This window comes from bacterium (genome assembly GCA_030693205.1).
Lineage (GTDB): Bacteria > Patescibacteriota > Minisyncoccia > JAHIHE01 > JAHIHE01 > JAHILZ01.
In genome coordinates, this window is sequence record JAUYBG010000006.1 from 14,405 (window position 1) to 40,660 (window position 26,256).

Here is a 26,256-nt window from a genome sequence, read left to right on the forward strand (position 1 = left end):
TTGTCTGGATAATTACGCTTAAAATTAAAATTAAAATAGCATATGTAAGCTTCATTGAAATTAATTTAATAAAATAAAAACTTTTTCTATTTTTTTCATATCGGCTAATGGAGAAAGAATGACCTTTTGGAATGTTTTGTTCGGATATTTTTCAACTGAAACAATTTTTGCCAGTGGAAATGCGGCAATACTGCCGCTGACCGGCAAAGTAACCAAAATATCATCCGCGTTGACTTCGGCATCCTGCAAAACCATATCGAAATACAACCCGATATTTTGATCATTTTTTACCAAACCTTGAACCCGAGTATTTTGATCGATCGCGCTAATAACGCTTCGCCTATCGGTAAACAAAAGAACCCCGGCGGTATTTGCCGAAACATTGATTATCCTGCCGATATAAAAACCGTTTTGATCGATTACCGCCATATCCTTGCCAATCCCCGCTTCACTGCCCAAATTTATCAGTAAATAATCTGAAAAATTATAAGGATCTTTTCCAATAATCGTACCGTCAACAAAAGAATGCTCTTTAATTAAAGGGAGACTAAGAATATTTCTTAACGTTTTATTTTCATTATTTACTTCCTTCAGATCAGAAATTTGCTTACGCAGCTTATTATTTTCATCCATTAACAGAACTTTATCGTCGTATGCATTTCTTATTTCAAAGATCAAACGCAAAGAATCTTTTACGGAAAAATTTATTTTTGAAATAATAATTTCGGGATAATAAAAAAAATAGGAAAGTTTATTTTTAAATGCCTCCAAATAATTTTTATTGTTTAAAAAAATAATTATCACAATAAAAAAAATAGCGGCAAAAAATTTGATATTACGTTTAATCGGCCTCATTTTACATTATCTGTTAAAACAATGGCTTAATTCTACGTTGGCACTTTTTCATCTTCAATTGAAACCAGAACCTCTCGCAAAGTATCGATGTTTTCAATAATAATACCGGTTCCCCTTACAACTGCGGTTAGGGGATCGTCGGCTATCCGCACCGGCATCTGAATTTCCTGATTAATTAATTTATCAATGCCTCTTAAAAGGCTTCCTCCTCCGACCAGAATAATACCTTGCCCCATGATATCCGCCACCAGCTCCGGCGGGGTTTCTTCGATCGTATTTTTAATATTTGAAACGATTATTCGCACGGAACGATTGATCGCTTTTCTTATCTGCTCATCGCTCACAATAACTTCTTTTGGCAATCCGGTAACCAGATCGCGCCCCCTGATCGGAACCTTGATAGTTTCCCCAAGCGGCCAAGCGGAACCGGATAAAATTTTAATTTCTTCCGCGGTTTTTTCACCAACCAAAAGATTAAATTCGTCCCGCGCATATTGAACGATATCATCATTCATTTCATCTCCCGCTACCCTTAAACTCCTGGAGGTCACGATGCCGCCCAAAGAAATGACCGCAATCTCGGTAGTTCCGCCCCCCATATCAACGATCATATTTCCAATCGCCTCTTGTACGGGAAGCTTAACTCCGATCGCCGAAGCCATCGGCTCTTCAACTAAAAAAACTTCTTTGGCGCCCGCCGAAAGCGCTGCGTCTCGCACCGCTTTTTTTTCAACCTGAGTTACTCCGCAAGGAATTCCAATTACGACCGTGGGACGCGAAATAAAAGAAAAAAATTTTTCTGACGCCTTGTCGATAAAATATTTCAACATTTGCTCCGTAACTTCGAAATCGGAAATCACGCCATCTTTAAGAGGCCTGATCGCGGTAATATATCCGGGAGTCCGCCCGACCATTATTTTTGCCTCACTCCCGACAGCCAATACTTGATTGGTTTTTTTATTTATCGCGACAACCGATGGTTCATTGATAACAATTCCTTTGCCGCGGACATAAACCAAAGTATTGGCCGTACCCAAATCTATGCCAATATCTCGCGAAAAAAATTTAAAAAAATCTTTGAACATATCAGAATGATTTATGAATTATGATTTAAGATTTATGAATTTAACGCTGATTTATTCTTAAATCATAAATCGTATATCGTATATCGTATATCTTAAATCTTTGCCTAAATATCATTTATCTATCAATTTGACTGCTTCTTCCAAACTCATTAATTTCACTTCTTCTCTGCCTCTTTCTTTTACTTCAATCTTACCCTTATTTCTCTCGCTTACCACCAATCTAAGCGGAATTCCAATGAGATCGCTGTCTTTAAATTTCATTCCCGCCGATAAATTTCGGTCATCAAATAATACCTCAATATCGGCTTTTTGTAAAGACGCGTAAATATTTTCCGCTTCTTTCTTTGCGTTTTTATCATCCGGGTTGATCAGGATAAGATGCACGCGGAAAGGCGCAATGCTAGAGGGCCAGATAATGCCATTTTTGTCATTGCATACTTCAACCACCGTTCCCATCAAGCGATCAAGTCCAATGCCATAGCAACCCATAATAACAGTCTTTTCTTTTCCATCCTGATCTTTAAAACGCAAATTGAACGGCGCGCTATATTTCGTGTTCAGCTTAAAAATATTTCCCACCTCGATCGCTTTTTTAATTTCAAATTCCTCGCTTTGGCATTCCGGACAAACCGGGTTTATGTCAGCCAATATTTCTTTGTTGATCGACAAGTGGCATTTTTTGCAGATATAAATAACATCTTCCCCGGCTTCCGTAATTGTCTGAAATTCATGCGAGTATTTCGAAAAAGTTCCGCCGCTTGCCAAGGTCAAATAAGTTTTTCCCTTAATTCCGACTCTCTCAAAAATTTTCCAATATGTATCTTTTATTTTTTCATAAAATTCATTCAAATCTTTTTCATCCGCGTGAAATGAATACATATCCTTCATCAAAAACTGCCGGCCCCGCAAAATTCCGCTCTTTGCCCGTTTTTCATTGCGAAACTTGGCCTGAATCTGATAAACCGACACAGGCAGATCTTTGTAAGAAGAAATGGACTTTCCAAGCAAGGGCACAACCACTTCTTCATGAGTGGCTCCGAGAGCGTATTCTTTGCTGTCATCGCCCTTAAGCTTAAACAAAACATCCAGCTCGTCCCAGCGGCCGGTTATCTGCCAATTCGCTTTTGGCTGAAGCGCCGGCATCAAGATCTCCTGCCCGCCTACCGCGTTCATTTCCTCGCGAATTATATTTCCAATCTTATTTATAACTCGAAGCCCCAGAGGCAAGTGCATATATATGCCGGCGGCCAGCTTGTCAATAAAACCCGCTCTCGTCAAAAGCCGCGCGTTCAGGCTTTTTTCCTCGGCTGAAATATTTTTAGTTGTTTTGGTAAATAATTGTGATTGGCGCATAAAATAATGCTAATTTAAAAAATTATAAAAAACTGCTGATTTTTTGCCAAATATGATAAGTTCCAAAATCTTTATATGTCACCAGCGCCATCAATAAGAGCAAAATGGCCATCCCCGCAAAATGAAACTTTCCTTCCGTTTCGGCGCTGACCCGGCTGCCTTTGATTTTTTCGATCAAGAGAAATAATATTCTTCCGCCGTCAAGAGCCGGAAATGGCAAGGCGTTGATAATGGCCAAATTTACCGACAAAAGGCCCATAAATTGCAAAACATAAGAAAGACCAAGCTGTGTCGCCTGCCCGACCATAACCGCTATTCCGACAAGACCGGATAACTGACCTGAAGTTTTTCCCGTCGTAAATAATTCTTTAAGAAGAGTAAACAAGGTAATGATTATGTAAGTTCCGACATCCCAAGTTTTTTTAATTCCCTGCCAGATGGATTCATACCAATTATACGAGACGATGCTTACCTCGCCCAGCGAAACCCCCACCGCGCCTTGATCCGCTGGAGCATCTTTCCGCGCCATCGCTTTTAATTCAAGATTATTATCTCCGCGCTTAATATTAAAAATTATGTTTCCCCCAAGATTATCATTGATAAATCCCTGGACTTCCGCGATATTTTTGGGTTCAACCGTTTTATTGTTCTCTGCGGTTTTCAGCGACAAGATCATGTCTCCCGGATTGATTCCGGCGACTTGTGCCGGCGAGCCGGCAACTACTTCCATGATCATCACGGATAATCCTTTTACATTATTGGCTGTTCCTGTTTCGTGAATATACGGGAAACCCATATAAGCGACCATGCTAAAAAGAATAATTGCCAAAAGAATATTGGCTGTTACTCCCGCAGCTAATATCTGAAATCTCTGCCAAATGGTTTTTGAGGCAAAACTTCTGTTGTCATCTTTGCCATCGCCGTTTTCACCGACAATATTCACAAAACCCCCGACAGGAATCAAATTTATTGAATATATTGTTTCTCCTTTTTTAACGCCAAAAATCCTCGGCGGAAAACCAAAGCCAAATTCTTTCACCTTTGCTCCAGCTCTTTTGGCCATGATAAAATGGCCAAGTTCATGAAAGAAAACTAAAATTCCCAAAGTAATTACAAAAACCAATATAGTTACAATTGTCATAAAATAAAATTAAATATTTATCGTTTTTTTTATATCGTCATTATCTGTTTTTCCTTCTTCTCGACGATATCCGCGATTTGTTCATTGCAACCATCAACCGCTTTTTGAATCTCTTTATCCAGGCGGAATTTTTCATCCTCGCCGATCTCTTTGTTTTTTTCCTGAGTTTTTACGATATCCCTCTGCCCTTCCCTGAAAATTCTTACGGAAACTTTTGCTTTTTCCGCGCGCTGATGCATTGATTTTACCGTTTTTATTCTTTCTTCCTCATTAAGCGGAGGAAAAACCAACTTTAGAGTCACGCCATCGCTTACCGGATTTACTCCCAGGTTAGCCGCGGAAATTGCCGCCACTACGTCTTTCATATTTTCCTTAACCCAAGGCTCAACGATGATCAGCCTGGCATCAGGAACCGTGATATTAGCGGCTTGCTTCAGGGGAACTTTTGTGCCATAATAATCAACTAAAATGTTTTCAACCAAAATCGCGGAAACATGCCCGGTTCTCATTGCCTTTACATCTTCATTGAATTTGCTTACGATCTTGCCTAACTCGCTTTTTACTTCGTTGATATTTATACTCATTTTATTATTATAAAAAATTAAAACATCTTTTTTTTCGCCGGAGGAGGAACCGTGCCGGCATAAATAACTTTTGAATTATTGGGATCGATCGTCAGCGCGGTGATAACTCTTATTGTAGGCAAATTGCGCACCAGCCAATTTGACTCCGCTCCGTTGTTCGTAAAATAAACCTGCGAATCGATCGTGTAATAAATGCTTTTTGAATCTTTCTGGCTGACAACCAAAGAATTCATCGGTAAGATCGCTGACGGAGTAATGATATTAACTGTCGACCATTTTATGCCTCCGTCGCTGGATTTCAACATACCGTTCAAAAAACCAATATAGATTATGTTTGGATCTGCCGGATCCACCGCGATCACATTTATAGCGTTGTTATAAGCCGGTATCTTGGTTAAATTATCCTTGAGAGACTCCCAGTCGTTGCCTTTATTAACAGACTTGAACAAGCCCTCCGACACACTGGTGGCGTAAAGTATCCTGGTGTCTTTCGGACTAATTACGAAATTATTGATTATTGCCGTCAAGCGATTTAGCACTGTCCAGCTTCGCCCGTAATTGGCGCTCTGAAAAATTTGCCCCTTGGTGGTAGTGATATATACGATGCTGGTATCATAAGAATCGATTTCGATCCTATTCACTAATTCTCCGGCGGTTAACGTCACGTATACTTCCTGCCAAGTCAATCCTTCATCCTCGCTTTTCATAATCCTTCCTTTGCCATAGTCGCTTACTCCGGCCAAATACATATTTTTTATATTCTTATGATCAATGGCAACATAGTAAACCGCGGCTTGAAGAGAAAGGCCTGTTCCATTATACGAATCCCAGCTCTCGCCGGCATCTTTTGTCTGATACAAACCATTGGCCGCACTGCCGGCATAAATAATATTGCTATCATTCGGATTAATAGCGAAGCTTAAAAAATTTATTTCAGACAGGTCCGTTTTTACCTTGGCGTCTGCCGGAAGAATCAATTGCAATTTCCTTTCCCAGGTCAGACCCCCGTCGATAGATTTAAAAACCCCCGCATCTTTTGGCACGGCGCTGGACGAACACCCCGGAAATGCGGCTCCAAAAAATAAAAACGCGGCAATGGCTAAAAATATAAATTGCTTTTTATTTTTTATCATATTTCTAAAGCTAAAATTTCAAGCGCCAGGCGCTTGTTAATATTAGAGCTATTAATTAAATTTAATATTATAACTAAATTATTAATAAAATCCACCGTTTTTTTTAGTCCGCCTTCGGTTTGCATCGCGCCGTTCGCAACGCCTCCCGATAAATATTTCTCTAAAATTTTTTTCCTCAAGCATAACAGCCAAAACCTCAAAACATCGCTGATATTTTCCCCTTTCTCTTCATTCTTGGATAAATTTTCCAGAAAAATTATTTTTTCCGATAAGTTCGATGCAAAAAAATTCCAAAAAATTTCTTCTTTCTTGTAATGATCCTCGATCTTTTGCTCGTTTTTTAAAAACTCTATCGCCAGTCCGGGTTTGCCGGAAGAAATTGCGCTGATAGTTTTTGCTTTTTGCACCGGCGCTTTGCGGCTAACAAGAAAATTTTCAATTGTTTCGTCTTTCAAAGGCCAAAAACGGATTACCTGAGTCCGGGAAATCAAGGTTTTTAGCAAAAATTTGCTGTCGTCCGCGACAAGAATAATAATAGAATTGCCTTTTGGCTCCTCAAGCGTTTTCAAAAAAGCATTTACCGCTTCAACTGTAAACTTATGCGCTTCGTTGATGATCGCGATCTTGTATTTTGAATTATAGGGAAAAAGGCTTAAATGATGCTCGAGTACCCTGATCTCATCGATCGAAATTGATTTTTTTTCTTCCCCGTCCTTGTCTAATATCTTATTTTTTGACGAATTTATGAACAAAACATCCGGATCGGTCTCATTTTCAATTGTCAGGCATCTGGGACATACGCCGCAAGCATTCCCAAATGTGCCGTTTTGGCAAGACAGATTTTTTGCAAATTCTTTAGCCAGCAAAAATTTTCCTAAATTTTCCACGCCAATGAATAAATAGCTATGCGCGATCTTTTTATTTCTAAGCGCCGCTGACAAAAGTTTTTTGGCGTTCTCGTGCCCGGCAACATTTAAAAAACTGTCCATATTGCATTATATAACCCTTAATATAGTTATGATAACACAACAAAAGACCGTTAGCAAGAACTAAAAATCGCTTTTTTCTTGACCGATTATCTTCCGGACATAATCTTTAATTTCGGTTTCAAACCTTTCCCGCGAAAATTTTTCCGCATGGCGGACGATTATTTCCCGGTTATATTTTTTTTCATTTTCAACAAACCGAACGACTGCTTCGGCGATGAGCGGCGCCACCGAATGATCAAAAAAATCTCCGGTCACGCCCTCAATAATTGTTTCTTTAGCGCCTCCTTTTCGGAGCGCGATAACCGGCGTACCTTCGCTCATTGCTTCAACAGGCGCAATTCCAAAATCATCCTCTCCGGGAAAAATCAACGCCCGGGCATTTTGATAATAACCCGGCAACTCATCCCTTTTGACAAAACCCAAAAATTTTATATTCTTTCCGGCAATGCTTTCCAAATACTCTTTCTGTTCTCCGTCTCCGATAATATACAGCGGCCAATCCAGCTTATTAAAAGCCTCAATCGCGTTATCGATCTTTTTATACGCGCTTAATCTTGAAACTATCAAAAAATACGTGTCCTTCGAAGCTTTAGCGAAGGAGGAATCTTCGGATTTTAATGCTCTGAATTTATGCGTATCAACAGGCGGATAGATCACATCGGATTTCGCTCGATAAAACTTTGCGATCCTTTTTTGCGTTGCCAGAGAATTGGCAATAAAATAATCAACCCTGTCAGCCACTGATTTATCCCACATTCTTAAATAATGCAAGATCGGTATGACAAATAATTTTTTAATTGCCCCCAATTCGTTTTCCCTTAAATATTCAAAATACCAATCCCATAAAAATCTGGTTGGCGTATGGCAATAAGAAATATGGATCGTCTTGGGCTTGACAATTATCCCTTTGGCAAAAGAAGAAGACGATGAGATCACCAGATCAAAATCTTTCAGATCGATGGTTTCCGGCGCAATGCCCGCCAATGGCAAGATATATTTTTTATGCCGGCGCAAAAAATTCGGAAATTTTTGCAAAAATGAAGCTTTGATCTTCGCGTCGGGAAAATATTCCTTGACGATTTTTTCATCGTAAAGCAATGTATAAATCGGCGCGTCGGGCCAAATGCGATGAAAAGAAAGCAATACTTGCTCGGCGCCTCCCCAGTAAGTTAGAAAATCATGGACAATTGCTATTTTCATAGATGAATTTATATGATATTATCTTTATTTATAGCATACTTTGGGAATAAAAAAAAGAGGAAATGTCAATTTTCCCCTTACTCCAAAATTTTCCTGATCTCTTTGCTTGTGTGAGCAATTTTTATTTTTGTCCAGATATTGTATTTTGAGATATTGAAAGCAAGCAATGTGTCGGGATTTATTTCTCCAATAATTATATCCGAGATTTTTCCTTCAATAATCACACCTTCATGCATCTCATTGATCTGCTCATTGTAGAGAGATATGCTTATTGAAAATAATTTTGCGATACGATCCGCTATTGAAAAAATAATTCTGGGTTCTGGCTCAAGTATGCTTTTTGCCTCCGTTGAAACAATCGGCAAGCCAGTACGATATAGCACTATTACCCACCCCGCTCCCAGGTCTTTTTTAAGCAAGATTATTTTTTCTTGAATTTCTTTGATTCTATCAACCGCTAATTTTTCTCTATCTTTCACTTTTTCACCTTCCTTTAAAGAGCTAAGTCAATATTAAGGTATTTAAAAATTTTGTCAATATATATTAAACTAATTTAAAAAATACAATTTTTATATACCACTATAATTCTATATAGAATCAGATTCTATTTCCGCCGCCAATTCCGCCAAAACTCCTTCCGGTGTCGACGCAATCGGTTTCGCGCATTTTTCCATCAGAAGCAATCAATTTCAACTGTCGACAAATTGTCGATGGTTCAAATCCATCTTCTTCTTTAACTCTAATTTTCATTTTAAACCAATAATCATTTGGATCTACGCTGTCAGTCAATGCCTGAACAACATCTATGACCGAAAACCACCATTCATTATTATAGATTATTTTTCTAATTTTCTTACCTTTAAACAAAGCAATTTTTACAGTTTCCATAATATTTATCTTATCCCTTGATTAAATCTTTGGAAAATTTTGCGGCGGGATTTTTAATATGAATTGATTTTTAGGATTTTTTGAATTTCGAGAACAGTTCTCGGCAGGATTTCATTTTAAAAGCTGAGTTACTAGCGCCACCATCTGATCTTTTTCTTTCGGCTTGCTTTCGGCGATAAGAATCGCCAAGGCCGTTAAAGCGTTGTCGTTGATTTTTCTTTCTCCGTTTTCCCGATACAAATAATCGTTTTTATCCAAAAAATAAACAAACATAAAAGAGCCGATGCGCTTGTTGCCATCGGAAAACGGATGGTCTTTCACGGTTAAATACAAAAGATGCGCCGCTTTTTCTTCGGTGCTGAAAATCAATCGCGCTCTGTAATTCTTTGAATTTGCTTTTAGCTTCCAAAAGTCGTTTTTCATTTACAGCATAACCCTTAATCAAATAATCTTTAACTATCTTAGTCGCCCAAATTCTGAATTGAGTAGCTCTTTCCGAATTTATGCGATAACCGACGGAAATAATTGCATCAAGATTATAAAACTGGGTTTTATAGATTTTTCCATCGGCGGCAGTATGTTCCAAAATGGAACTAACTGAATTTTTATTTAGCTCGGCAGTTTTAAAGATATTGCGGAGATGCTTGGTAATTGCCGGCCTTTGCGTGCCAAAAAGCAAAGCAATTTGAGATTGCGTTAACCAAATAGTTTCATTATCAAGTTTTACTTCAATTTGAATATCGCCGCCTTTGGGCTTATAGATGACAATTCCGCCTCTGTTGAATTGTTCGAGTTTTTTCTTTTTTAGCATAGTTTTTATGACTCGCATTATCTTCCGTCTAATCTCTCTTCAATTTAAAATTTAATTCTCGCGAAAGATTCGCTTGAAAATTATCTCCGGCGATTTTGGGTTTGATTAGATCTTTGGAAAATTTTGGGTCCGGATTTTCAATATGAATTGATTTTAAAGATTTTTTAAATCTTGTAAGCAATTCTCAAAAATATTAAAAAGCGCTTAGTGCCTCATTTCCACTTTATATTATTAAGAAATAATTTTTATAATATCCTTAGTAACTAATTTTCTATCACGCTTTTCACTAATCCAATCGCTATATTTAACTCTGTAAAATACCCACCCTGCAGCTTCAAGTACACGCTGGCGTTCTTCGTCGCTTTCAATATGAATACCGTACGCCTCGTCTATTTCGTCTTTGAAATGAGAAGGGCCATCGCACTCAACCGCAATACGCTTACCCGTATTTGTATTACTCACAACAAAATCAATCTTGAAACCGCAACTTTCAACTTGATTCTGAATTTTATAGCCGCGTTTTAGATTTGCACGCATAAGATTGAAAAATTCTTCCTCAAAATATGAATCAAATGGCTTGAGATCGGTTGAATAAAACGCAACTTCTCCATTTTCTTGCACATACTCAAGATATTTCTTGAGCCAGATTTTTTCTGGCATTTCTTGCGTAGACAAACTAACGAAACAATGCACCTGTAATCTTGCGCGCGAAAAAGCGACATTAACTCTGCCTTTGTTTATATCGGCGCGTATATCTCCGCCCTCACCAGTTAGCGGAACATATTTGTTTTTTTGTTCAGGCGTCCTAATAACAAATGAATAAATTACAATATCTTTCTCGTCGCCTTGAATGCCCTCAATAATACTCACCTTGTAATTGTCGTCTTCTTCCTTAAAACCTTCCTTCTCAAAGAGATTGCGAATATAAGTCGCTTGAGCATTAAAGAAAGATAAAATGCCGATAGATTTATCGCGATAGCGTTCGTCATCCCGCAACTCTTTGAATAGGTTTAATATCGCCTTTGCTTCAGCGATATTTACATTATCTGAAAATTCCTCGCTCCAATCTGATTTTATTTCATGAACAAGCATTATGCGGTTTGTGTCTTTGTAGGTTAGATAATTACTATTGATTGAAATTAATTCTTTACCTTTAGGTTTATAAAAATATTTATTACTAAAGCCAATCAATTCTACCGCAGAACGATAATGGTAATGTAAGGGTTTTTCCATAAAACCACGATTTTTTGCAATATCTAAAACGGACTGAACGGCATCGCCTGTCGCTTTGATTTGTTTATCTACTGGTATTTTATATGTATGCGCGAGTTGATCAAAAAACTTATTTGATTTAAACATTATCGTACTATCGCGCATTTGCTCGCTATCGCCAACAAATAAAACTCTATTTGTGCGATACATAACCGGTAAAGTGTAAGCAACGTTGCATTGCGATGCTTCGTCTAAAATTACGTAGTCAAAAATTCCGGCTTCAAGCGGAATAATACGGCTTGCGTCATCAAGTTCCATAATCCAAACGGGAATTAAATCCAAAATTGCATTAAAATTATTTACATCTTTTCGGAGATTATCAAACGTCTTAAACGCTTTTTTTGATTTTCCGAAAGCTTTTGCTAACTTGTTAACTATTTGCCTAATTGTTATCCCTTCTTTCCATTTTTTAAGAATTCCTTCATTGATAATATTCTGGATATAAAGTCCAACGCGCTTAACCCGTTCCTGTTCGGTGTGCTTTAACGCAGAACCTATTTTATTAATACTGTCTGTTTTTGCCAATTTCTGTAATTCCGATTTAATTTCCTGTGTTCGTAAGATTTTATTTTTAATTTCTTCTAAATTGGCAATTGCGGTGTTGTCAATTTTTCTATCTAAAATTTCAAACTCATCATCAGAAACTCCGCAAGTACTCAATTTTTGTCGCAATTTTTCCTCGGCATTTTCCAAACATTGAATATTTTCATAGTAACAACAATGATTATAAAGACAATCGAGCGTTTTTGCTTGTTCATTCCGCGACATACTACTTATCAAAATTTTATCTATGTAATCGATAATTTCTCGTGGCAATTTTTTTCGAACATTACCAAGCCGAAAATTGCGACTAACATTGTTAATCTTGCGAAAAAAGTTTGAATGTCGATCGTATCCAGTTTTCGCAACATCATCTCTTAATTTCCCTATGGCCTCGGCAAAATGTTCGCCATTTAGATTAAGGACAGAAAGAAGATGGTCAAGTTCTTTTTTTTCGTCGCTTCGCTCATATTTTCTGATAATTTTGCCGATTGTTTCTATCTCTGCTTTTGCATTTTTAATTTCTCGCCATTCGTCAGATGAAAAACTTCTTGCAAAACATCCAAAATCAGAAATATCTATATCGTATTCTTTAAGTTGTAATAACTCTTGATGAAGTTGGTATATTTTTCTTTGAATAGTGATAATTTCATTAAGAGCTTCCCGATTTTTTTCTTTTTCCCCAACAATTTGATCAATTGCCGGAATTGATATGTTTTTTCCACTATATTCTACTAAATGCCTTCTTGCGTTAAATTTATAACCAAGTTTTTCAATATGGGAACCGAGTGCACTTAATTGTGGCGCTATTCCATCTGCTTCGTCTTCTTCCCCAATTTGTGCTGAATTTGGATTGGGCAGATAGCCGAATAAATATTTTACATCAAGCTTTTTGAGTTTATCTTTTACAACTTTGAGAGCTTGCGCTTTTTGACTAACAAAAAGCACGCGATTGCCAGTAGCGGCAAGATGACAAAGTATATTTGAAATTGTTTCTGACTTACCGGTTCCAGGTGGCCCTTGAATAATCGCCCCTTTATTGCCAAGAATTGAAAGAGTGGAAAGTTGGTATTTGTCGTAGAGAAATGGAAAATATAAATCTTTTTCATGGGGAGTTTCACCCTCAACGTTTAACTCATCGTTTTGTGTCCAGCTCGTAAGTGCGGTTTTAGCAAGTTCTTCTTCTGTTAGCTGGGAGAGTTTGGCTAAATCTTCAGCAAGAAAATAATTCGCCTTTGGGCTTAAGGCAATTTTAATTTCTTCAAGCGAAAAAGATTTTTCATCAAAATTAGCGTTTTTAAGTCGTAATTGGGCTTTTATTTTGTGCCAAATTTCTTTAAAAATTAATAAATCAGTTATGGGCAAAGAAAATTGCCCTTCAATTTCATATTTACCCATTTCTTCCAAAAGCTGAAAATATAAATCCTCGCCAAGTATTGGTTCCAACATTCCTATATTTACTTGGACTTCTGGATCAACAAAATAAATAGAGTACTCTTTAGCGCCAGTTTTTTTGTTAAATTCTTGTTCTATTTTTACTGGCAATGAAAAAAGTGGATAACGGTCAATTTTAGTTTTAACTGGTTTTTCTTCCACATTTTCCTCTTGTTCTTCTGATGAAATAATATCGCCATTGCTTTCAATGGGAATTTCAATTTCAAAATACCCAAAACTTAATATGATCTGCTTTGTGTATTGATCATTTTTATATTTGCTATAAATATCGTCTATTTTATTTGCCAGCTCTTTTTCCTTTTCGTACTCGTCCATTTCATCTTTGGGAACATCCTTTGGATCATATTTGTAAAAAGTTTTTAGATCAATCAATTCTGCGATTTTTTCATCCGTGTCTCCGTTCAATAAACCAAGTAATCCAAAAAGTTCTGCTGGTAGAATAACAGAATATTTTTGCTGTGCCAATATCGTATGTGCTCGGGTTAATTTTATATAACCAAGACAATACTTAATGAAATTTGAAAGGTTATTGTCCATAATATTACTTCTTTTTCCTTCTTAAGCTTTATTAATCGCAATCTTACCCCAATTTGGGCTTAAAATTAATGAAAAAACGGCTGAAGAGCAAAGTTACGGATTTTCTCGTATTTTTCCACCAGCGCTTTAATTTTTTCTTTGGCTTGTTGTTGCGTAATTGTTTTCCTTAAACTAAACTTCTACATTATCTTACCCCAAAACCTCCATAAAATCAAATAAAAAAATCCGGCGAATTTAATATTTCACCGGCTTGTCTTTTGGCAAATAATTCATTTCTTGCCTTTTTTCAAAATCTTGCCTTTGCACTACTTCGTTCATCTGTAAATATCTTTGGGCTGAAATTCTTTTTGTAGGACTATTTACCTGTTCAAGCTTTGACCCGAATCTGGTTTTACCAGCCCCGTTTGCACCAATAATTACCATATTTTTTTCAATTATTATAGTTTCTTGTTCGCTACTATTAGATTTTGGAATTTGAATATTTTTCATATCTTTTTATTTTCTATAATCTTAATTTCCTCTTCTGTCAACCCATACAGCTCATAAACTTTTTGGTCAATTCTTTTTAAATTAATATTTTTAATTCGACACTCAATTTTTAAACATAATCTATTTTATACTATCATCCTAAATTTTATTTTGACAGTTTAATTAAAATTTTAATAATTTCTATAATATCGTGGTTATGCCTCTTAGAACACATGGCAAAAATTTTCATTATGTCAAACAACACATCCGCATTATTTTTGTTTATTATATATTCTAGTATATCACTATTTTTCGAAGAATGTCCTATCAAACCGGAATAATTGCTAAATGATTTAATTGGTATGCAAAAATATACCATCGGTTGAACACCCGTTGCATATTGTTGTTTTTGTATAGATACCTCTACTTGCGTATTGTCGGCCGTTTGAATCATAAAAAGAGTTGGCAGTTTTATACTTGTTTCTTCAAAATTCATTCCATTAAGAACTATTTTTGAGTTATGTTCAATTGCAATTTTTTTGTCATCTATAAAATCATTATATTTTTTAATTTCCTCCAATAACTTAGTAATTTTTTCAATTGATACCAAGCCAACTTGTATTCCATCATAAATAAGTTCGGAAAGTTCATAAAGATATTTTGTTTTGCCGTTAGCGCCGATAAAAGTTAATCGTTTTAACCTTGTGTCTTTTTTGCCATTCACAACATCATTTACAACAGCATCGTAGCCGATTTGCCATTCAAGATATACACTCTCGTCAAAATTTCTTGTTCTAGCGGCAAAAGTATCGCCAAACTGCAAATTATTCTTTCTCGTCTTAAATCTAAATTTTCCAGAATTTGATGCGGGAATTTTTATAATTATTTCCTTATTTTTTGTAATATAATCCATATATATTTTCAATAATTAATTGCTTTATTTATTATTTTTTTAAATTCTTTTGTAATGTCCTTAACGGAATTGATTTTTATACTATAATTTATTCCCGGATATTGCATATAGCTAGCACTAACAAAACCGGGCATGTTCGGTTTATCTTTTAGCGAAAAACCGACATCAAGCTGAATTCCTGATAGTGTTTTACCTCTATAATATATAACAAAAACCATTTTGTCTTCTATGAAATAGCTAACATAAATTGGAAAAACCCGATAATCTATACTGGGGCTGCTAAACATAATAATTTGATGTAATTTATCAAAGACTAGCCATTTGTCGCCCATTTTTTTTCTTAAATCTTCCAACATATAGTTATTTTATCTTAATCTTGCCTAAAAATCTATTAAGCCATTTTCTCAATTGATTTTCTTAATTGATTTTTTGCTTAATATTTGATATTATAAGTATAGAGCAGATTTTCATATTCTGCAATAATAGGGTAAAAATTTCATGCAAAGTAATATTTTAAATACAATTCAAAACATTGATTGTTTGGAGGGATTTAAAATAATTCCCGACAGCTCAATTGATCTTATTTTAACAGACCCGCCCTATGGATTAAATAAAACTGGGATAAAAAATGACCACGACCTAAGTTTATTTTATTTGTCTTTGCCAGAAAGCCATAGAGTATTAAAAAATGATTCTTTTTATATCACTTTTTTTAGCACAAAATTTTTACCGGATATTTTCAAAAATAATCCTTTTCGGTATTTTTGGAATTTCATTTTATACTGTCCGAACGGAAGTGTAATGTCACCTATTGGTTTTACTAAATATATGTCCTGCGTTGTTTTTAAAAAAGGTAATCCTAAGTTGATCAAAAGAGGTAAAGATATTTTTCTAGACACACCGGGCAGAATGATTGAACCAGATGAAGGATTCATAAACCACCCTACGCCAAAACCCAAAACATTCATAAAAGAATTACTAATGCTTTTTTCAAAAGAAAATGACATTATCCTTGATCCGTTTATTGGAAGCGGAAGTACGGCAGTCGCTTGTAAACAATTGAAAAGAAATTATATAGGTTTTGAAATTAGCAATGATTATTGCAACTTAGCAAACGAGAGATTAAAAAAATTTTGATATGAATAATAAACAAGAAATTTTAGGCCAATATTTTACCAAAATTGAAATTGTCAGAAATTTGGTAGATTTAGTTTTATCAAACAAACATTATAAAAATAGCATTAAAATACTTGAACCTTCTTTCGGAACCGGAAATTTTATCAAAGCACTAAAAGAGAAGAATCTTTCCAATATTGAAGGCTGTGAAATTGACGAAGAGTTAACCAAAAATCCGTCAGATTTTTTTAATATGCCTTTTGAGAAAAAATACGACTTAATCATCGGCAATCCGCCTTTTAGTAAATATAATTTAAAAGAAAGCTACTTTAATATAAACAAACATCTTAAATTTAACGCATTAGCTTCTGTTTATTTAACAAAAAATGAGCTAAGAAAAGATAAAGAAAAAATTGAGAACATTTTTTTGCTCAAAAGCTTAAAACATTTACAAGATAATAATTCATCTATTGGTTTTGTCTTACCCATCTCATTTTTTATAAAAAATAGAAATAAATCCATAAAAAATGAATTATTAAAATATTTTTCTACCATTATCATTTATCAAAACGATAAGGTTTGGTTCGATAAAAATATTCCCTGTTGTTTTGCTGTTTTTACCAATTCCGACAAACTAAAAAATAAAATTGTTTTAATATATGAAAATGGTAAAAAAAATAAAGAAGTATTTAGCATAAATAATATCCATGAAGAATTAATTCCCCAAGTTGTTTATCATAAAAACAATGGGTATATAAAAAATGACATAGGAACGCCTTTGTCGGAATTTTTTGAAACAAAAAAGATAAATATAAAAAAATCATACGAGGAAAATAATATTTCGGCAAAAAATATTCTTGAAAAAAATATAATTCCAGAAAATAAACTCACTGAAAATTATAAAATTGCTGTCGTGAGAGTCGGAAATTCCAGTGTCGGAAAGTGTGGTTTGATAAACGAAAAAGAAGATATTTTAAATGATATGTTTTATATCTTTGATGTAAAAAATCAATATATTAAAAATAAACAAATAAAAGAAAATATCTGTCGTCAAATAAATAAAAATATTGATTATTTTAGAAATATAACTTGCCGAGTTGGGAGTAAATCAATTAAAAAAGAGGATATTTATAATTTTAAAGTTAGCATTTAAAGCAACAATGCCCTTTTTCCACCAGCGCTTTAATTTTTTCTTTGGCTTGTTCTTGCATAATTGTTTTCCTTAAACTAAACTTCTACATTATCTTACCCCAAAACCTCCATAAAATCAAATAAAAAAAATCCGGCGAATTTAATATTTCACCGGCTTGTCTTTTGGCAAATAATTCATTTCTTGCCTTTTTTCAAAATCTTTTTCACTTCCCTGTCAAAATCGGAAATATAATTTTTATCCCGCTCTTGACGATATTTTTCATATTCTTGCAAAGCTTTATCTTCCGCCTGTTTCGCGCTCACTGTGCCAGCCGAATGCAATAACTTTTTCTCTGAAATAGTCAAAAATTCATCCAATTTTGTAATCCAATCCCGCATTTTCATCAATCGACCAGAAGCGGCCTGCAATTCCGCAAAATCAATATAGAGCGAAACGATCAGATTTAATTGATTTATTTCCGATTCGGTCAAATAATTTTTCGCAACGACAATATCGTCAGTGGTAATATAATTTCTTTTAAAACTTGTAAGCCCCATCAAAGGTTTTTTACTATCGACTCGCTGAGTGATAATTTCTGCTGCCGTATGTCCATGCACGGCAAAATGCATTTTATTTTGCACGGTAGCGAAAAATTTTTGCGTCAATTCGGCATCAATCTTATAATCGATGCTTGTCGCATAAATATCAGTCACTTTCTGATAAAACATCCGCTCACTACTACGAATATCCCGCACGCGCTGCAATAACTCTTGAAAATAACGCGCCCTGCCACCTGCCTGTTTGAGCCGTTCGTCATCTATTGTAAAACCCTTAATTAAATATTCCCGCAATCTTTCTGTCGCCCATTGGCGAAACTGCGTTCCCTGTTCAGACCGTACACGATAGCCAACCGCCAAAATAACATCAAGATTATAATGTTTAACATCACGCGCAACTTCTCGCAAAGCTTCTTTCTGAACTATCCGGAAATTCCGGATAGTTGAATTTTCATCCAGTTCTCGTTCTAAATAAATATTTGCTAAATGTTCATTAACAGTGCGTATATCGACATTAAAAAGTTCCGCAATTAGTTTTTGCGTCAACCAAACATTTTCATCTTCAATTCTAACGCGAATTTTTTGCTCATCGCCAAAGGTTTGATAAATAACAATTTGCGGTTTTTTAATTTCCTTTTTCATAAAATTTTCTTAAACTAAACTCTATCTAATCTTACCCCAAAACTCGCTTAAAATCAAACGAAATTAACATCGCCATCTTCCTGCAATTCCGCCAAAACTCCTTCCGGTATCGGAACCGCCTCTCGCAGTTTGGAAATTCCCGGATAACGCCAAGCGGTAATTACGACTCGCCTTTCATTGCTAACTCCATCTTGAGTTATTTTTTTATCCTGATACATCACCCAAATCTCCTGCGGATTTTTCTTGGAACCGGATTTTTTCATCACGGCAACAGTATCCGGCGCGATACCCTGTTCTTCGCGATCATGGCGCGACAAAACACTCTTTACTTTTGCGGCGGACAAGCCATAAAACATCATTTTTCTCGCAATATGACGCGTCCAAGCCAGATAGCGAGTGTTTTTAGGCATTTTAAACCCCCACACTTTTGTGTTTGCCGCGTTTATTTTATTCGCCATAATATTTCAAACTTAATCCCTTATTTTCTCCGACACTTTGTACGATAAGTGTGGGGGTAAATTGCATGAAATTATTCTATCAATATTTTTAACGTCTCCCTCGCGCATTTTTCCCAAGAAAATCTTTTGGTATTTTCGTAGCCGGCTTGAATAAGATCCTGACGCAATGCTTCGTCGCTTAGCACTTTTTCCAGAGCCATCGTAATTTCCCTAGAATTTTTCGGATCGACAAAAACCGCGCCCGCGCCCGCAACTTCCGGCAAGCAAGAAGTATTAGATGTGATAACCGGAACTCCAGCCGCTTGCGCTTCCAGCACCGGCAAACCAAATCCTTCATAAAACGACGGGAAAAGAAAAACCGAGGAATTTTTCAACAAATCATTCTTTTCGCTTTCCGTCACATATCCTTTCAAAACAATATCCTTTTTAAATGCTGAGGCGTTTATTGCGCTGGCGATTTTTTCGAAACCAAAACCCGTCCCGCCGACCAAAATCAGTTTATTTGAAAATTGCAAATTTTTTTGCCTAAATTTATTATACGCTTCGATAATTCCCAAAATATTTTTCTTCATTTCGATCCGCCCGATATATACAATAGAACCCCTTTTATTATTTTCTGGATCTTGACTCATAATTTTTGGCTCCTGCCCTATCCCATGATAAACTACACTAATTTTTTGTACATTTCCGCCATATAATTTCATTAGATCTTTCTTAGTATTCTCTGAAACCGCAATAATTCTCGCGGCAGTTTTGAGTGCGTATTTCGTTGACCATCGCAAATACAGACGATGCCAAAAAGGATAAAGCTCCGGAAAATATTCATATTCCAGCCCGTGAAGCGCGACAACTGATCTTTTCGGATGGATCAGGGGCAAAATATGCACCGGGATAAACAAAACATCAATCTTGGAATTCAACATCTCCCAGGCCAGTCTTATTTGCGTCCAGCCAAAAGGAAAAGACAAAAATTTAAGCTCAAAATTTTCCGGCAACGTTTGCAGTTCTTTTAAACGCCCGGACCTAAGCCGCGGATTCAGATATAAAATAAAGCGATGAGCCCGAGATTCCGGGATCACCGCCAAATGTTTAATAAGTTGAAAAACATATTCTTCCACTCCGGTGGGATTTTCTTTTAAAGCCGCGGAAGTATTAATGCCGATGATCATAATTTACGATTTTATACTCCGTTTATAGGCATCCAGATTATCAAGCGCCACCCCTGTTCCTTTTGCCACGCAAAGCAACGGCTCTTCCGCGACACAGCAAGATACGCCCGTAACGGTAGAAATTAAAATATCCAAGTTTTTCAACAATGCCCCGCCTCCCGACAATACCATGCCTTTGTCTATTATATCCGCCGCCAGTTCCGGAGGAGTATCGGAAAGAACCAGTTTTATAACCTTGATGATCTCTCTTAATTCGTCGGAAATTGCTTCGGTTACTTCATTGGAATTAATTGCAATTGTTTTCGGAAGACCGCTGATCAGATCTCTTCCCTTAACTTCAAACTCGATGGGTTCTTTAACAGGAATGGCACTGCCGATCGTTATTTTAATTTCTTCGGCCGTTTGTTCGCCAATCGCCAAATTATGTTTTTTCTTGACATAATCAGCAATAGACTGATCCAGTTTGTCTCCGCCGATTCTTACTGACGATGACGAAACAATGCCTCCCAGCGATATCACGGCTACCTGGCTTGTGCCCCCGCCAATATCAATGATCATATTGCCGGAAGGAGTATTAATCGGTATTCCCGCGCCAATGGCCGCCAAAATCGGCTGTTTGACGATATAAGCGGCTTTTGCGCCCGCATTCATCGCCGCATCGATAACCGCGCGCCTTTCGGTGGAAGTAATTCCTGCCGGCACTCCCACCATTACTTCCGGACGAAAAAACTGAATACGGCCGCAAGTCTTATTGATAAAATATCGGAGCATAGCTTCAATAATCCGATAATCAGCTATAACGCCATCTTTCATGGGACGCGAAGCGATTATGGTTTCTGGGGTCTTTCCCAACATTTCCTTTGCTTTGCTTCCAACCGCCAAGATCTTATTATCATCTAAAGAAACCGCCACTACTGTCGGTTCGTTTATCACAATGCCTTTTCTGGGAACAAAAACCAAAGTATTGGCCGTACCCAGATCAATGCCAATTTTTTTAATAAACATAAATTTACTTACAAAAACTTTCTTACTTTCTTTTAAAATCATAGCAGTAATCAAAAAGCAAGTCAACCTTAAAAGACTTTCAAAATAACTGAAATATGTTATAATGGCATAAACTGAACTCATTTAAAGTTTTGTCATGCTGAACTTGTTTCAGCATCTAAGGTAAGCTAAAAATTAGTAATAGATTCCGAAACAAGTTCGGGATGACACAAATGGCATATTTTGGCTTAAAATAATATTTATTGGGAAAAACTTAAAATAACTTAACTCATACTAACTAATATTGCCTGCCAGTATTTAAATAACCGCCAGTATGCTAAAATAATTTTCTATGAAACTGATAACCAGAAGAATTCTTTTTTGTTTTTGCATTATTTTGTTCTTGATCAGCTCGCCGCTGGTTATCCTATACGCGTTTGGATTCCGCTATGACTTCGCGGAAAAAAAACTGATGCAAACGGGCATAATCTACTTAACACCCAATATTCAGGATAATATAAAGATCTTGATCAACGACAAAAAAGAGTCGGGCAAAATAAATATCAAAGGTATTTTTAAAAAAGACTTTGTGCTCTATAATTTGATGCCAAAAACCTACAACATCAAGATCGACAAGGAAAATTACCATCGTTGGGAAAAAAATCTTGTCGTTTCGCCGGGACTTATTACCTACGCTCAGCCTTTATTATTGCCGTCCGATCCTAAAAATAATTTGATATTCAGCGACACTGATATTGCTCTCTGGTCAATTTCCGACAAGTTTAAAAAAATATTTTATCTAAAAAGCAACGATGAAAAAACATCCGCCAATATCTATGATTTTTCAAAAAAAACATTGAGCACCTTTCCCGTTGACGCGCTTGGCGATCAATCAAAAAAATCAAGCATTGTTTCCGAAGGCTCAAGGATCTTTTTTGCCCCTGACGGAAAAAAATTCGGCTTTATTCTGCCGGAAGAGAACAACAGAATTGTTCTATTGAATTCCGCTGAAAAAAGCATCTTGTCAATTGCAGATTTTATTTCAAATAATAAAATCTTGGATGAGCGCTGGGATGATTCCAGCCGTTATTTCCTTTATTTAAACGATAAAGAAGAGCTTAATTTATACGATACGACAAACGGAAAACCGAAAAAAATTCTCGAAAATATACTGGGCTTTGCCCTGAAAAACGAAAATATTTATTATCTGGATCGGAATAATCTTTTCTTTTACCGATCCTCGATCAATAATCCGCTTGAAAAACAACAGCTCTCTTACGTCCCTATGTCCATTGCTCAAAAAGCCCAAAGAATGGAAATATTGATCTCCGCTAAAAATACTTTGGCTGTAATTACCCCGGAAAAAAATCTTTTTATCGTTGATAAAAACGGCACCCCTCTCAATATTGGAAACGATATAGAAGCGGCTATATTTTCCAAAGACGGCGAAAATCTCGTTTTTAATTCCTCCAATGAAATTTTTACCTATACGCTAGGCGGCGGCCAAAAAAATCTTGTCACCCGCTTATCTCAAAAGATCTCTAATGTCAGCTGGTATAGCGATTACGCTCATATTTGGTATTTGGCAAATCAAATTATAAAGAATATCGAACTGGACTCGCGGCCTACTCCGAACATTATTGATTTTATCAATATTCCCAAAAACCCTGCCAATATCATCTATACTGATTCAAATAACATTTACTACGACCAGCTGGAAAATAACGCTTTATCGATTTATCAGGTTGAAATACAAAAATAAAACCCCAGTCCAAGAAAACAAATAAACTTCAAACATAAAAACACCCGCCATTTCGGCGAGTGTTTTCGAACATACTGTAAAATAATCCTTAGCGTTTCTGCCACTGTGGTGCGCGACGGGCTTTCTTGAGACCCGGCTTCTTTCGCTCTTTCTTCCTGGCGTCCCTGGTCAAGTACCCGATTCGTTTTAGAGGTTTCTTAAAAATAGGATTCGCCTCAATAAGCGCCCGGGAAATGCCAAGCCGAATCGCTCCGGCCGAGGAAGGCACTCCGCCGCCGCTGACAATACAACTGATCTTAAACCTGTTCTGCAAATGCAATAAATTGACCGGCGAGACAACAACTTCCTGCAATTTTTTTAAAGGAAAATATTTTTTGTATTCCATGCCGTTTATGGTCATCTCGAGCGTTGTCTCTTCGCTTTTTCTTTGCGGATACAGCCTCACCTGCGCGGTAGAAGTTTTTCTTCGGCCTATGCCTAAAAAATACTTTTCGCTCTTTTTGGCAATATCCGGCACTTCTGCTTTTTCCATCAAAGGTTTTTCTTTAATAACTTCTTTTTTTATATGTTTTTTAATAGCTGTTTTCATTACGAGTAATATTAATATTTATATGAATTTACTTTTTAATTTTATCGCCATAGGGATGCTTATCGCCTTTAAACATCTTCAGTCTTAATATTTTCTTATCCCGAAGCTTATTTTTTGCGATCATGCCCCACAACGCCGCTTTTAAAACCAATCCGGAATCTTTTTTAAATAAAGTTTTATATTTGGTTTCGCTTAATCCGCCCGGAAATCCTGAAAAATGAAAATAGTTCTTCTGATCAGCCTTAGCGCCGCTTACTTTCAAGCCATCAGTATTGATTACAACCGCGTAATCACCCGCGTCAATATGCGGAGTAAATGTAGGCTTATGCTTACCCATTAATACTTTTGCTATTTTTGTCGCGAACCTTCCGAGATATTGATCTTTTGCGTCAAATAAATACCATTCTCTCGCAATGCCGTCTTGCTCGTCTTGCTTTTTTTGTCCGGGTTTTTGCTCATTATCGCCAGCTAGCCCTGTAGAATTTTTTTTAACCATATTTATTTATTATATATAAAAGGGAAATATTATTCCAATAAAACTTATTTCAGCAATTCAACGACAACTAATTCCGCTTTGTCGTGCTGGCGTCTGCCGATCTTAGTCAAACGAGTATAGCCGCCGTTCCTTGAAGCGTAACGAGGCGCTATTTCGGAGATCAGTTTTTTTACGAATAAAGCGGGGATAAATCTTAAAAGATATCTTTCGGCGGCCAGATCTTTTTTCTTAGCGCGCGTTATCAATCTTTCGACATGAGGAGCAAGCGCTCTTCCTTTGGCTTTTGTCGTAATAATTTTTTCAGCATCAATCAATGAGCCTGTTAAACTTTTTAACAAAGCTTTTCTTTGAGATGCGGATCGATCCAGTTTTTTTACCTTATTTAAATGTCTCATAGCTCGTTTTTATTATTGTTTTAAGACTAAACCCAATTTACCCAGTTCTTTTTTAATTTCTTTCACGCTAACCGCGCCCATTTTTGGCATTTCCAGAAGACTCGCTTCGGATTTCTTCGAAATAGCGCCGGCTGTTTTTAATTTATTTTCTTTCAGCGCCGCTATTGTTCTGGCGGAAAAATTCATACTCTCAACTGATTTCAATAAAACTGATTCGTCTTTTTGCGGCTCTTTTGCGACTTCTTTAACTTTTTTCTTTTCTTTTTCGGGTACTACCGCGTCAGAAACAACGTCTTCTTTCTTGGCAATCTTGCCGCTGATCAACCTTATCGCCTCAAATTGCTTAATTAAAATTTCCGCGGACTGACTGAGAGCGTCTTCCGGATCAATGCTTCCGTCCGTCTCAATTTCAAATATTATCTTATTATAATCGGTTCTCTGTCCGACACGGGCGTTTTCCACTTCATAACCAACTTTTCGAACGGGAGAAAAAATCGCGTCAATAGCAATCACACCGGTTTCTTTCTTGCCTTTTGCTTGCTGTTCGATGGTTAAATATCCCAACCCTTTTTCAACCGTTAATTCAATGTTTAATTCTGCATTTTTATTGGTAAGAGTGGCGATCGGAGCGTTTTTATTTATAACTTCGATCTGGCTATTGGGCTTAATATCGGAAGCAACTACACTGCGCTCCCCTTTGGCGGAAATAGTGACTTTTACCGGTTCATCGCCAAATAATTTAAACCTCAATTGCTTTAAATTCAAAATGATTTCTACTATATCTTCCTTGACGTGAGGCAATGTCGAAAATTCATGCGAAACATTTCTGATCTTAGCCGATGTCACAGCCGCGCCTTGCAAGCTGGAAAGCATAACTCTCCGCAAAGCATTCGCCAGGGTAACTCCATATCCGGGATAAATATCGTCTATTTCAAAAATTCCCAAGTTTCCCTCTTTTTTAATTAATTTTGGCGGTTTTGGTAATGTAATAATATTCATTTTATTTTTTCCCCTCGCACTTTTCCGTTTAAAACGGAAAAGATCGGAGCGGTTAATAAATTAATAATAATTATCGAGAATAAAACTCGATCACCGGCTTGATATCTGCAGAGAGCCCTGCTTCCAATAATGACGGCGCTGCCATTATCTTAACTTCCATTTTTTCAAGATTAAACGCCATCCAAGAAGGAGCCTTCTTCTGTTTCAAAGCCTCGGTAATATTTTTAAAATAATTCTTTTTCTTGCTTTTTTCCTGTATAGAAATTACATCTCCGATCTTTACCCGATATGAAGGAATATTCACTTTTTTGCCGTTAACGTTAAAATGGTCGTGATTGACAAGCAAACGCGCTTCGCTTCTGGAAGAAGCCAAGCCTGAGCGATAAACAATATTATCCAAACGAAACTCAAGCATATTAAGCAAGATTACCGCCGTATCGCCTTTTATGCCCACGGCTTCATTGAGATACTTGACAAATTGTCTTTCGAGCACTCCGTAAGTCTTTCGAACTTTTTGTTTTTCCCTTAGCTGAGAGCCGTATTCGGTCAACCTAACCCTGGCATTCTTTCCGAGATGTCCTGGCGGATAAGCGCGCCTGGTTAAAGCGCATTTTACCGTATTGCAACGCTCGCCTTTTAGAAAAAGCTTATCGCCGACTCTCCGACATACCTTACATTTTGCTGAATTATATACTGCCATATTTGCTATGATTTATGAATTATGATTTAAGAT

The 26,256-nt window shown here is 36.5% G+C and carries 28 protein-coding genes; 3 read left to right on the forward strand and 25 right to left on the reverse strand.

The genetic code is table 11. The features are described from left to right. Nucleotides 1–60: 60 nt before the first annotated feature. The 16 genes from mreC to Q8N37_00985 form a co-directional block, all read right to left on the reverse strand. The gene (gene mreC, locus Q8N37_00910; protein ID MDP3057066.1) at nt 61–771 is read right to left on the reverse strand and encodes a rod shape-determining protein MreC; all 711 of its coding nucleotides are present in this window, start codon (nt 769–771) and stop codon (nt 61–63) included. A gap of 116 nt (nt 772–887) precedes the next feature. After that, the gene (locus Q8N37_00915; protein MDP3057067.1) at nt 888–1,940 is read right to left on the reverse strand and encodes a rod shape-determining protein; all 1,053 of its coding nucleotides are present in this window, start codon (nt 1,938–1,940) and stop codon (nt 888–890) included. A 111-nt stretch (nt 1,941–2,051) separates the two neighbouring features. Then, on the reverse strand, nt 2,052–3,293 hold the full coding sequence (locus Q8N37_00920; GenBank protein ID MDP3057068.1) for an aminoacyl--tRNA ligase-related protein: 1,242 nt from the start codon (nt 3,291–3,293) through the stop codon (nt 2,052–2,054). Between the two features lie 22 nt (nt 3,294–3,315). Further along, nucleotides 3,316–4,434: a site-2 protease family protein gene (locus Q8N37_00925; GenBank protein MDP3057069.1), complete on the reverse strand. Its 1,119-nt coding sequence runs from the start codon at nt 4,432–4,434 to the stop codon at nt 3,316–3,318. A gap of 29 nt (nt 4,435–4,463) precedes the next feature. Next, nucleotides 4,464–5,018 carry a ribosome recycling factor gene (gene frr, locus Q8N37_00930; protein MDP3057070.1) on the reverse strand — a complete coding sequence of 185 codons (555 nt, stop codon included), beginning with the start codon at nt 5,016–5,018 and terminating at the stop codon, nt 4,464–4,466. Between the two features lie 17 nt (nt 5,019–5,035). Further along, nucleotides 5,036–6,151 carry a hypothetical protein gene (locus Q8N37_00935; protein MDP3057071.1) on the reverse strand — a complete coding sequence of 372 codons (1,116 nt, stop codon included), beginning with the start codon at nt 6,149–6,151 and terminating at the stop codon, nt 5,036–5,038. Further along, nucleotides 6,148–7,140 (reverse strand): DNA polymerase III subunit, encoded by a 993-nt coding sequence (locus tag Q8N37_00940; GenBank protein ID MDP3057072.1) that lies wholly within the window; start codon nt 7,138–7,140, stop codon nt 6,148–6,150. Before Q8N37_00940 ends, Q8N37_00935 begins: the two co-directional genes overlap by 4 nt. Before the next feature lie 60 nt (nt 7,141–7,200). Beyond that, nucleotides 7,201–8,340 (reverse strand): glycosyltransferase, encoded by a 1,140-nt coding sequence (locus Q8N37_00945; GenBank protein MDP3057073.1) that lies wholly within the window; start codon nt 8,338–8,340, stop codon nt 7,201–7,203. Nucleotides 8,341–8,417: 77 nt separating this feature from the next. After that, the gene (locus tag Q8N37_00950; GenBank protein MDP3057074.1) at nt 8,418–8,819 is read right to left on the reverse strand and encodes a hypothetical protein; all 402 of its coding nucleotides are present in this window, start codon (nt 8,817–8,819) and stop codon (nt 8,418–8,420) included. A gap of 118 nt (nt 8,820–8,937) precedes the next feature. Beyond that, nucleotides 8,938–9,228 (reverse strand): hypothetical protein, encoded by a 291-nt coding sequence (locus Q8N37_00955; protein MDP3057075.1) that lies wholly within the window; start codon nt 9,226–9,228, stop codon nt 8,938–8,940. A gap of 111 nt (nt 9,229–9,339) precedes the next feature. Then, nucleotides 9,340–9,486 carry a hypothetical protein gene (locus Q8N37_00960; protein MDP3057076.1) on the reverse strand — a complete coding sequence of 49 codons (147 nt, stop codon included), beginning with the start codon at nt 9,484–9,486 and terminating at the stop codon, nt 9,340–9,342. After that, on the reverse strand, nt 9,479–10,039 hold the full coding sequence (gene rhuM / locus Q8N37_00965) for a RhuM family protein (GenBank protein ID MDP3057077.1): 561 nt from the start codon (nt 10,037–10,039) through the stop codon (nt 9,479–9,481). The genes Q8N37_00960 and rhuM overlap by 8 nt, the downstream gene beginning before the upstream one ends. A gap of 231 nt (nt 10,040–10,270) precedes the next feature. Next, nucleotides 10,271–13,843 carry an AAA domain-containing protein gene (locus Q8N37_00970; protein ID MDP3057078.1) on the reverse strand — a complete coding sequence of 1,191 codons (3,573 nt, stop codon included), beginning with the start codon at nt 13,841–13,843 and terminating at the stop codon, nt 10,271–10,273. A 234-nt stretch (nt 13,844–14,077) separates the two neighbouring features. Next, the gene (locus tag Q8N37_00975) at nt 14,078–14,332 is read right to left on the reverse strand and encodes a hypothetical protein (protein MDP3057079.1); all 255 of its coding nucleotides are present in this window, start codon (nt 14,330–14,332) and stop codon (nt 14,078–14,080) included. 145 nt (nt 14,333–14,477) lie between these two features. Continuing rightward, nucleotides 14,478–15,224, reverse strand: a complete 747-nt coding sequence (locus tag Q8N37_00980; protein ID MDP3057080.1) for a R.Pab1 family restriction endonuclease — start codon at nt 15,222–15,224, stop codon at nt 14,478–14,480. A gap of 8 nt (nt 15,225–15,232) precedes the next feature. After that, a complete protein-coding gene (locus Q8N37_00985) occupies nt 15,233–15,580 on the reverse strand; it encodes a hypothetical protein (protein ID MDP3057081.1) in 348 nt (115 codons plus the stop codon). Between the two features lie 142 nt (nt 15,581–15,722). Between Q8N37_00985 and Q8N37_00990 the strand changes: the two genes are divergently transcribed. Both Q8N37_00990 and Q8N37_00995 read left to right on the forward strand, forming a co-directional pair. Then, nucleotides 15,723–16,361, forward strand: coding sequence for a site-specific DNA-methyltransferase (locus Q8N37_00990; protein ID MDP3057082.1), 639 nt, complete (start codon nt 15,723–15,725; stop codon nt 16,359–16,361). A 1-nt stretch (nt 16,362) separates the two neighbouring features. After that, on the forward strand, nt 16,363–17,493 hold the full coding sequence (locus tag Q8N37_00995) for an Eco57I restriction-modification methylase domain-containing protein (GenBank protein MDP3057083.1): 1,131 nt from the start codon (nt 16,363–16,365) through the stop codon (nt 17,491–17,493). A 173-nt stretch (nt 17,494–17,666) separates the two neighbouring features. On the opposite strand, the gene Q8N37_01000 is transcribed toward Q8N37_00995, so the two are convergent. The 4 genes from Q8N37_01000 to Q8N37_01015 all read right to left on the reverse strand — a co-directional run bounded on the left by Q8N37_01000 (nt 17,667) and on the right by Q8N37_01015 (nt 21,303). Beyond that, on the reverse strand, nt 17,667–18,671 hold the full coding sequence (locus tag Q8N37_01000) for a virulence RhuM family protein (GenBank protein ID MDP3057084.1): 1,005 nt from the start codon (nt 18,669–18,671) through the stop codon (nt 17,667–17,669). Nucleotides 18,672–18,724: 53 nt separating this feature from the next. Further along, a complete protein-coding gene (locus Q8N37_01005) occupies nt 18,725–19,129 on the reverse strand; it encodes a hypothetical protein (GenBank protein ID MDP3057085.1) in 405 nt (134 codons plus the stop codon). A 71-nt stretch (nt 19,130–19,200) separates the two neighbouring features. After that, nucleotides 19,201–20,298: a glycosyltransferase family 1 protein gene (locus Q8N37_01010; protein ID MDP3057086.1), complete on the reverse strand. Its 1,098-nt coding sequence runs from the start codon at nt 20,296–20,298 to the stop codon at nt 19,201–19,203. A gap of 3 nt (nt 20,299–20,301) precedes the next feature. Next, nucleotides 20,302–21,303: a rod shape-determining protein gene (locus Q8N37_01015; GenBank protein MDP3057087.1), complete on the reverse strand. Its 1,002-nt coding sequence runs from the start codon at nt 21,301–21,303 to the stop codon at nt 20,302–20,304. Nucleotides 21,304–21,634: 331 nt separating this feature from the next. Here Q8N37_01015 and Q8N37_01020 point away from each other — a divergent pair, with 331 nt between their 5' ends. Continuing rightward, nucleotides 21,635–23,044 (forward strand): hypothetical protein, encoded by a 1,410-nt coding sequence (locus Q8N37_01020; GenBank protein MDP3057088.1) that lies wholly within the window; start codon nt 21,635–21,637, stop codon nt 23,042–23,044. Between the two features lie 88 nt (nt 23,045–23,132). Here the strand turns inward: Q8N37_01020 and rpsI are convergent, their stop codons facing one another. The 5 genes from rpsI to rpsD all read right to left on the reverse strand — a co-directional run bounded on the left by rpsI (nt 23,133) and on the right by rpsD (nt 26,223). Then, the gene (gene rpsI, locus Q8N37_01025) at nt 23,133–23,576 is read right to left on the reverse strand and encodes a 30S ribosomal protein S9 (protein MDP3057089.1); all 444 of its coding nucleotides are present in this window, start codon (nt 23,574–23,576) and stop codon (nt 23,133–23,135) included. An 85-nt stretch (nt 23,577–23,661) separates the two neighbouring features. Beyond that, on the reverse strand, nt 23,662–24,129 hold the full coding sequence (gene rplM, locus Q8N37_01030; GenBank protein ID MDP3057090.1) for a 50S ribosomal protein L13: 468 nt from the start codon (nt 24,127–24,129) through the stop codon (nt 23,662–23,664). Nucleotides 24,130–24,173: 44 nt separating this feature from the next. Beyond that, nucleotides 24,174–24,524, reverse strand: coding sequence for a 50S ribosomal protein L17 (gene rplQ, locus Q8N37_01035; protein ID MDP3057091.1), 351 nt, complete (start codon nt 24,522–24,524; stop codon nt 24,174–24,176). Nucleotides 24,525–24,536: 12 nt separating this feature from the next. Further along, nucleotides 24,537–25,523 carry a DNA-directed RNA polymerase subunit alpha gene (locus Q8N37_01040; GenBank protein MDP3057092.1) on the reverse strand — a complete coding sequence of 329 codons (987 nt, stop codon included), beginning with the start codon at nt 25,521–25,523 and terminating at the stop codon, nt 24,537–24,539. 70 nt (nt 25,524–25,593) lie between these two features. Continuing rightward, nucleotides 25,594–26,223, reverse strand: coding sequence for a 30S ribosomal protein S4 (gene rpsD, locus Q8N37_01045; protein ID MDP3057093.1), 630 nt, complete (start codon nt 26,221–26,223; stop codon nt 25,594–25,596). Nucleotides 26,224–26,256: the final 33 nt, after the last annotated feature.

Excerpts from the sequence above, each read along its gene's own strand:
- Q8N37_00915 (MDP3057067.1), bottom strand. The coding sequence starts at position 1,940 with ATGTTCAAAGATTTTTTTAAATTTTTTTCGCGAGATATTGGCATAGAT.
- Q8N37_00920 (MDP3057068.1), bottom strand. The coding sequence starts at position 3,293 with ATGCGCCAATCACAATTATTTACCAAAACAACTAAAAATATTTCAGCC.
- Q8N37_00925 (MDP3057069.1), bottom strand. The coding sequence starts at position 4,434 with ATGACAATTGTAACTATATTGGTTTTTGTAATTACTTTGGGAATTTTA.
- frr (MDP3057070.1), bottom strand. The coding sequence starts at position 5,018 with ATGAGTATAAATATCAACGAAGTAAAAAGCGAGTTAGGCAAGATCGTA.
- Q8N37_00935 (MDP3057071.1), bottom strand. The coding sequence starts at position 6,151 with ATGATAAAAAATAAAAAGCAATTTATATTTTTAGCCATTGCCGCGTTT.
- Q8N37_00940 (MDP3057072.1), bottom strand. The coding sequence starts at position 7,140 with ATGGACAGTTTTTTAAATGTTGCCGGGCACGAGAACGCCAAAAAACTT.
- Q8N37_00945 (MDP3057073.1), bottom strand. The coding sequence starts at position 8,340 with ATGAAAATAGCAATTGTCCATGATTTTCTAACTTACTGGGGAGGCGCC.
- Q8N37_00955 (MDP3057075.1), bottom strand. The coding sequence starts at position 9,228 with ATGGAAACTGTAAAAATTGCTTTGTTTAAAGGTAAGAAAATTAGAAAA.
- rhuM (MDP3057077.1), bottom strand. The coding sequence starts at position 10,039 with ATGCTAAAAAAGAAAAAACTCGAACAATTCAACAGAGGCGGAATTGTC.
- Q8N37_00970 (MDP3057078.1), bottom strand. The coding sequence starts at position 13,843 with ATGGACAATAACCTTTCAAATTTCATTAAGTATTGTCTTGGTTATATA.
- Q8N37_00975 (MDP3057079.1), bottom strand. The coding sequence starts at position 14,332 with ATGAAAAATATTCAAATTCCAAAATCTAATAGTAGCGAACAAGAAACT.
- Q8N37_00980 (MDP3057080.1), bottom strand. The coding sequence starts at position 15,224 with ATGGATTATATTACAAAAAATAAGGAAATAATTATAAAAATTCCCGCA.
- Q8N37_00985 (MDP3057081.1), bottom strand. The coding sequence starts at position 15,580 with ATGTTGGAAGATTTAAGAAAAAAAATGGGCGACAAATGGCTAGTCTTT.
- Q8N37_00990 (MDP3057082.1), top strand. The coding sequence starts at position 15,723 with ATGCAAAGTAATATTTTAAATACAATTCAAAACATTGATTGTTTGGAG.
- Q8N37_00995 (MDP3057083.1), top strand. The coding sequence starts at position 16,363 with ATGAATAATAAACAAGAAATTTTAGGCCAATATTTTACCAAAATTGAA.
- Q8N37_01000 (MDP3057084.1), bottom strand. The coding sequence starts at position 18,671 with ATGAAAAAGGAAATTAAAAAACCGCAAATTGTTATTTATCAAACCTTT.
- Q8N37_01005 (MDP3057085.1), bottom strand. The coding sequence starts at position 19,129 with ATGGCGAATAAAATAAACGCGGCAAACACAAAAGTGTGGGGGTTTAAA.
- Q8N37_01010 (MDP3057086.1), bottom strand. The coding sequence starts at position 20,298 with ATGATCATCGGCATTAATACTTCCGCGGCTTTAAAAGAAAATCCCACC.
- Q8N37_01015 (MDP3057087.1), bottom strand. The coding sequence starts at position 21,303 with ATGTTTATTAAAAAAATTGGCATTGATCTGGGTACGGCCAATACTTTG.
- Q8N37_01020 (MDP3057088.1), top strand. The coding sequence starts at position 21,635 with ATGAAACTGATAACCAGAAGAATTCTTTTTTGTTTTTGCATTATTTTG.
- rpsI (MDP3057089.1), bottom strand. The coding sequence starts at position 23,576 with ATGGAAAAAGCAGAAGTGCCGGATATTGCCAAAAAGAGCGAAAAGTAT.
- rplM (MDP3057090.1), bottom strand. The coding sequence starts at position 24,129 with ATGGTTAAAAAAAATTCTACAGGGCTAGCTGGCGATAATGAGCAAAAA.
- rplQ (MDP3057091.1), bottom strand. The coding sequence starts at position 24,524 with ATGAGACATTTAAATAAGGTAAAAAAACTGGATCGATCCGCATCTCAA.
- Q8N37_01040 (MDP3057092.1), bottom strand. The coding sequence starts at position 25,523 with ATGAATATTATTACATTACCAAAACCGCCAAAATTAATTAAAAAAGAG.
- rpsD (MDP3057093.1), bottom strand. The coding sequence starts at position 26,223 with ATGGCAGTATATAATTCAGCAAAATGTAAGGTATGTCGGAGAGTCGGC.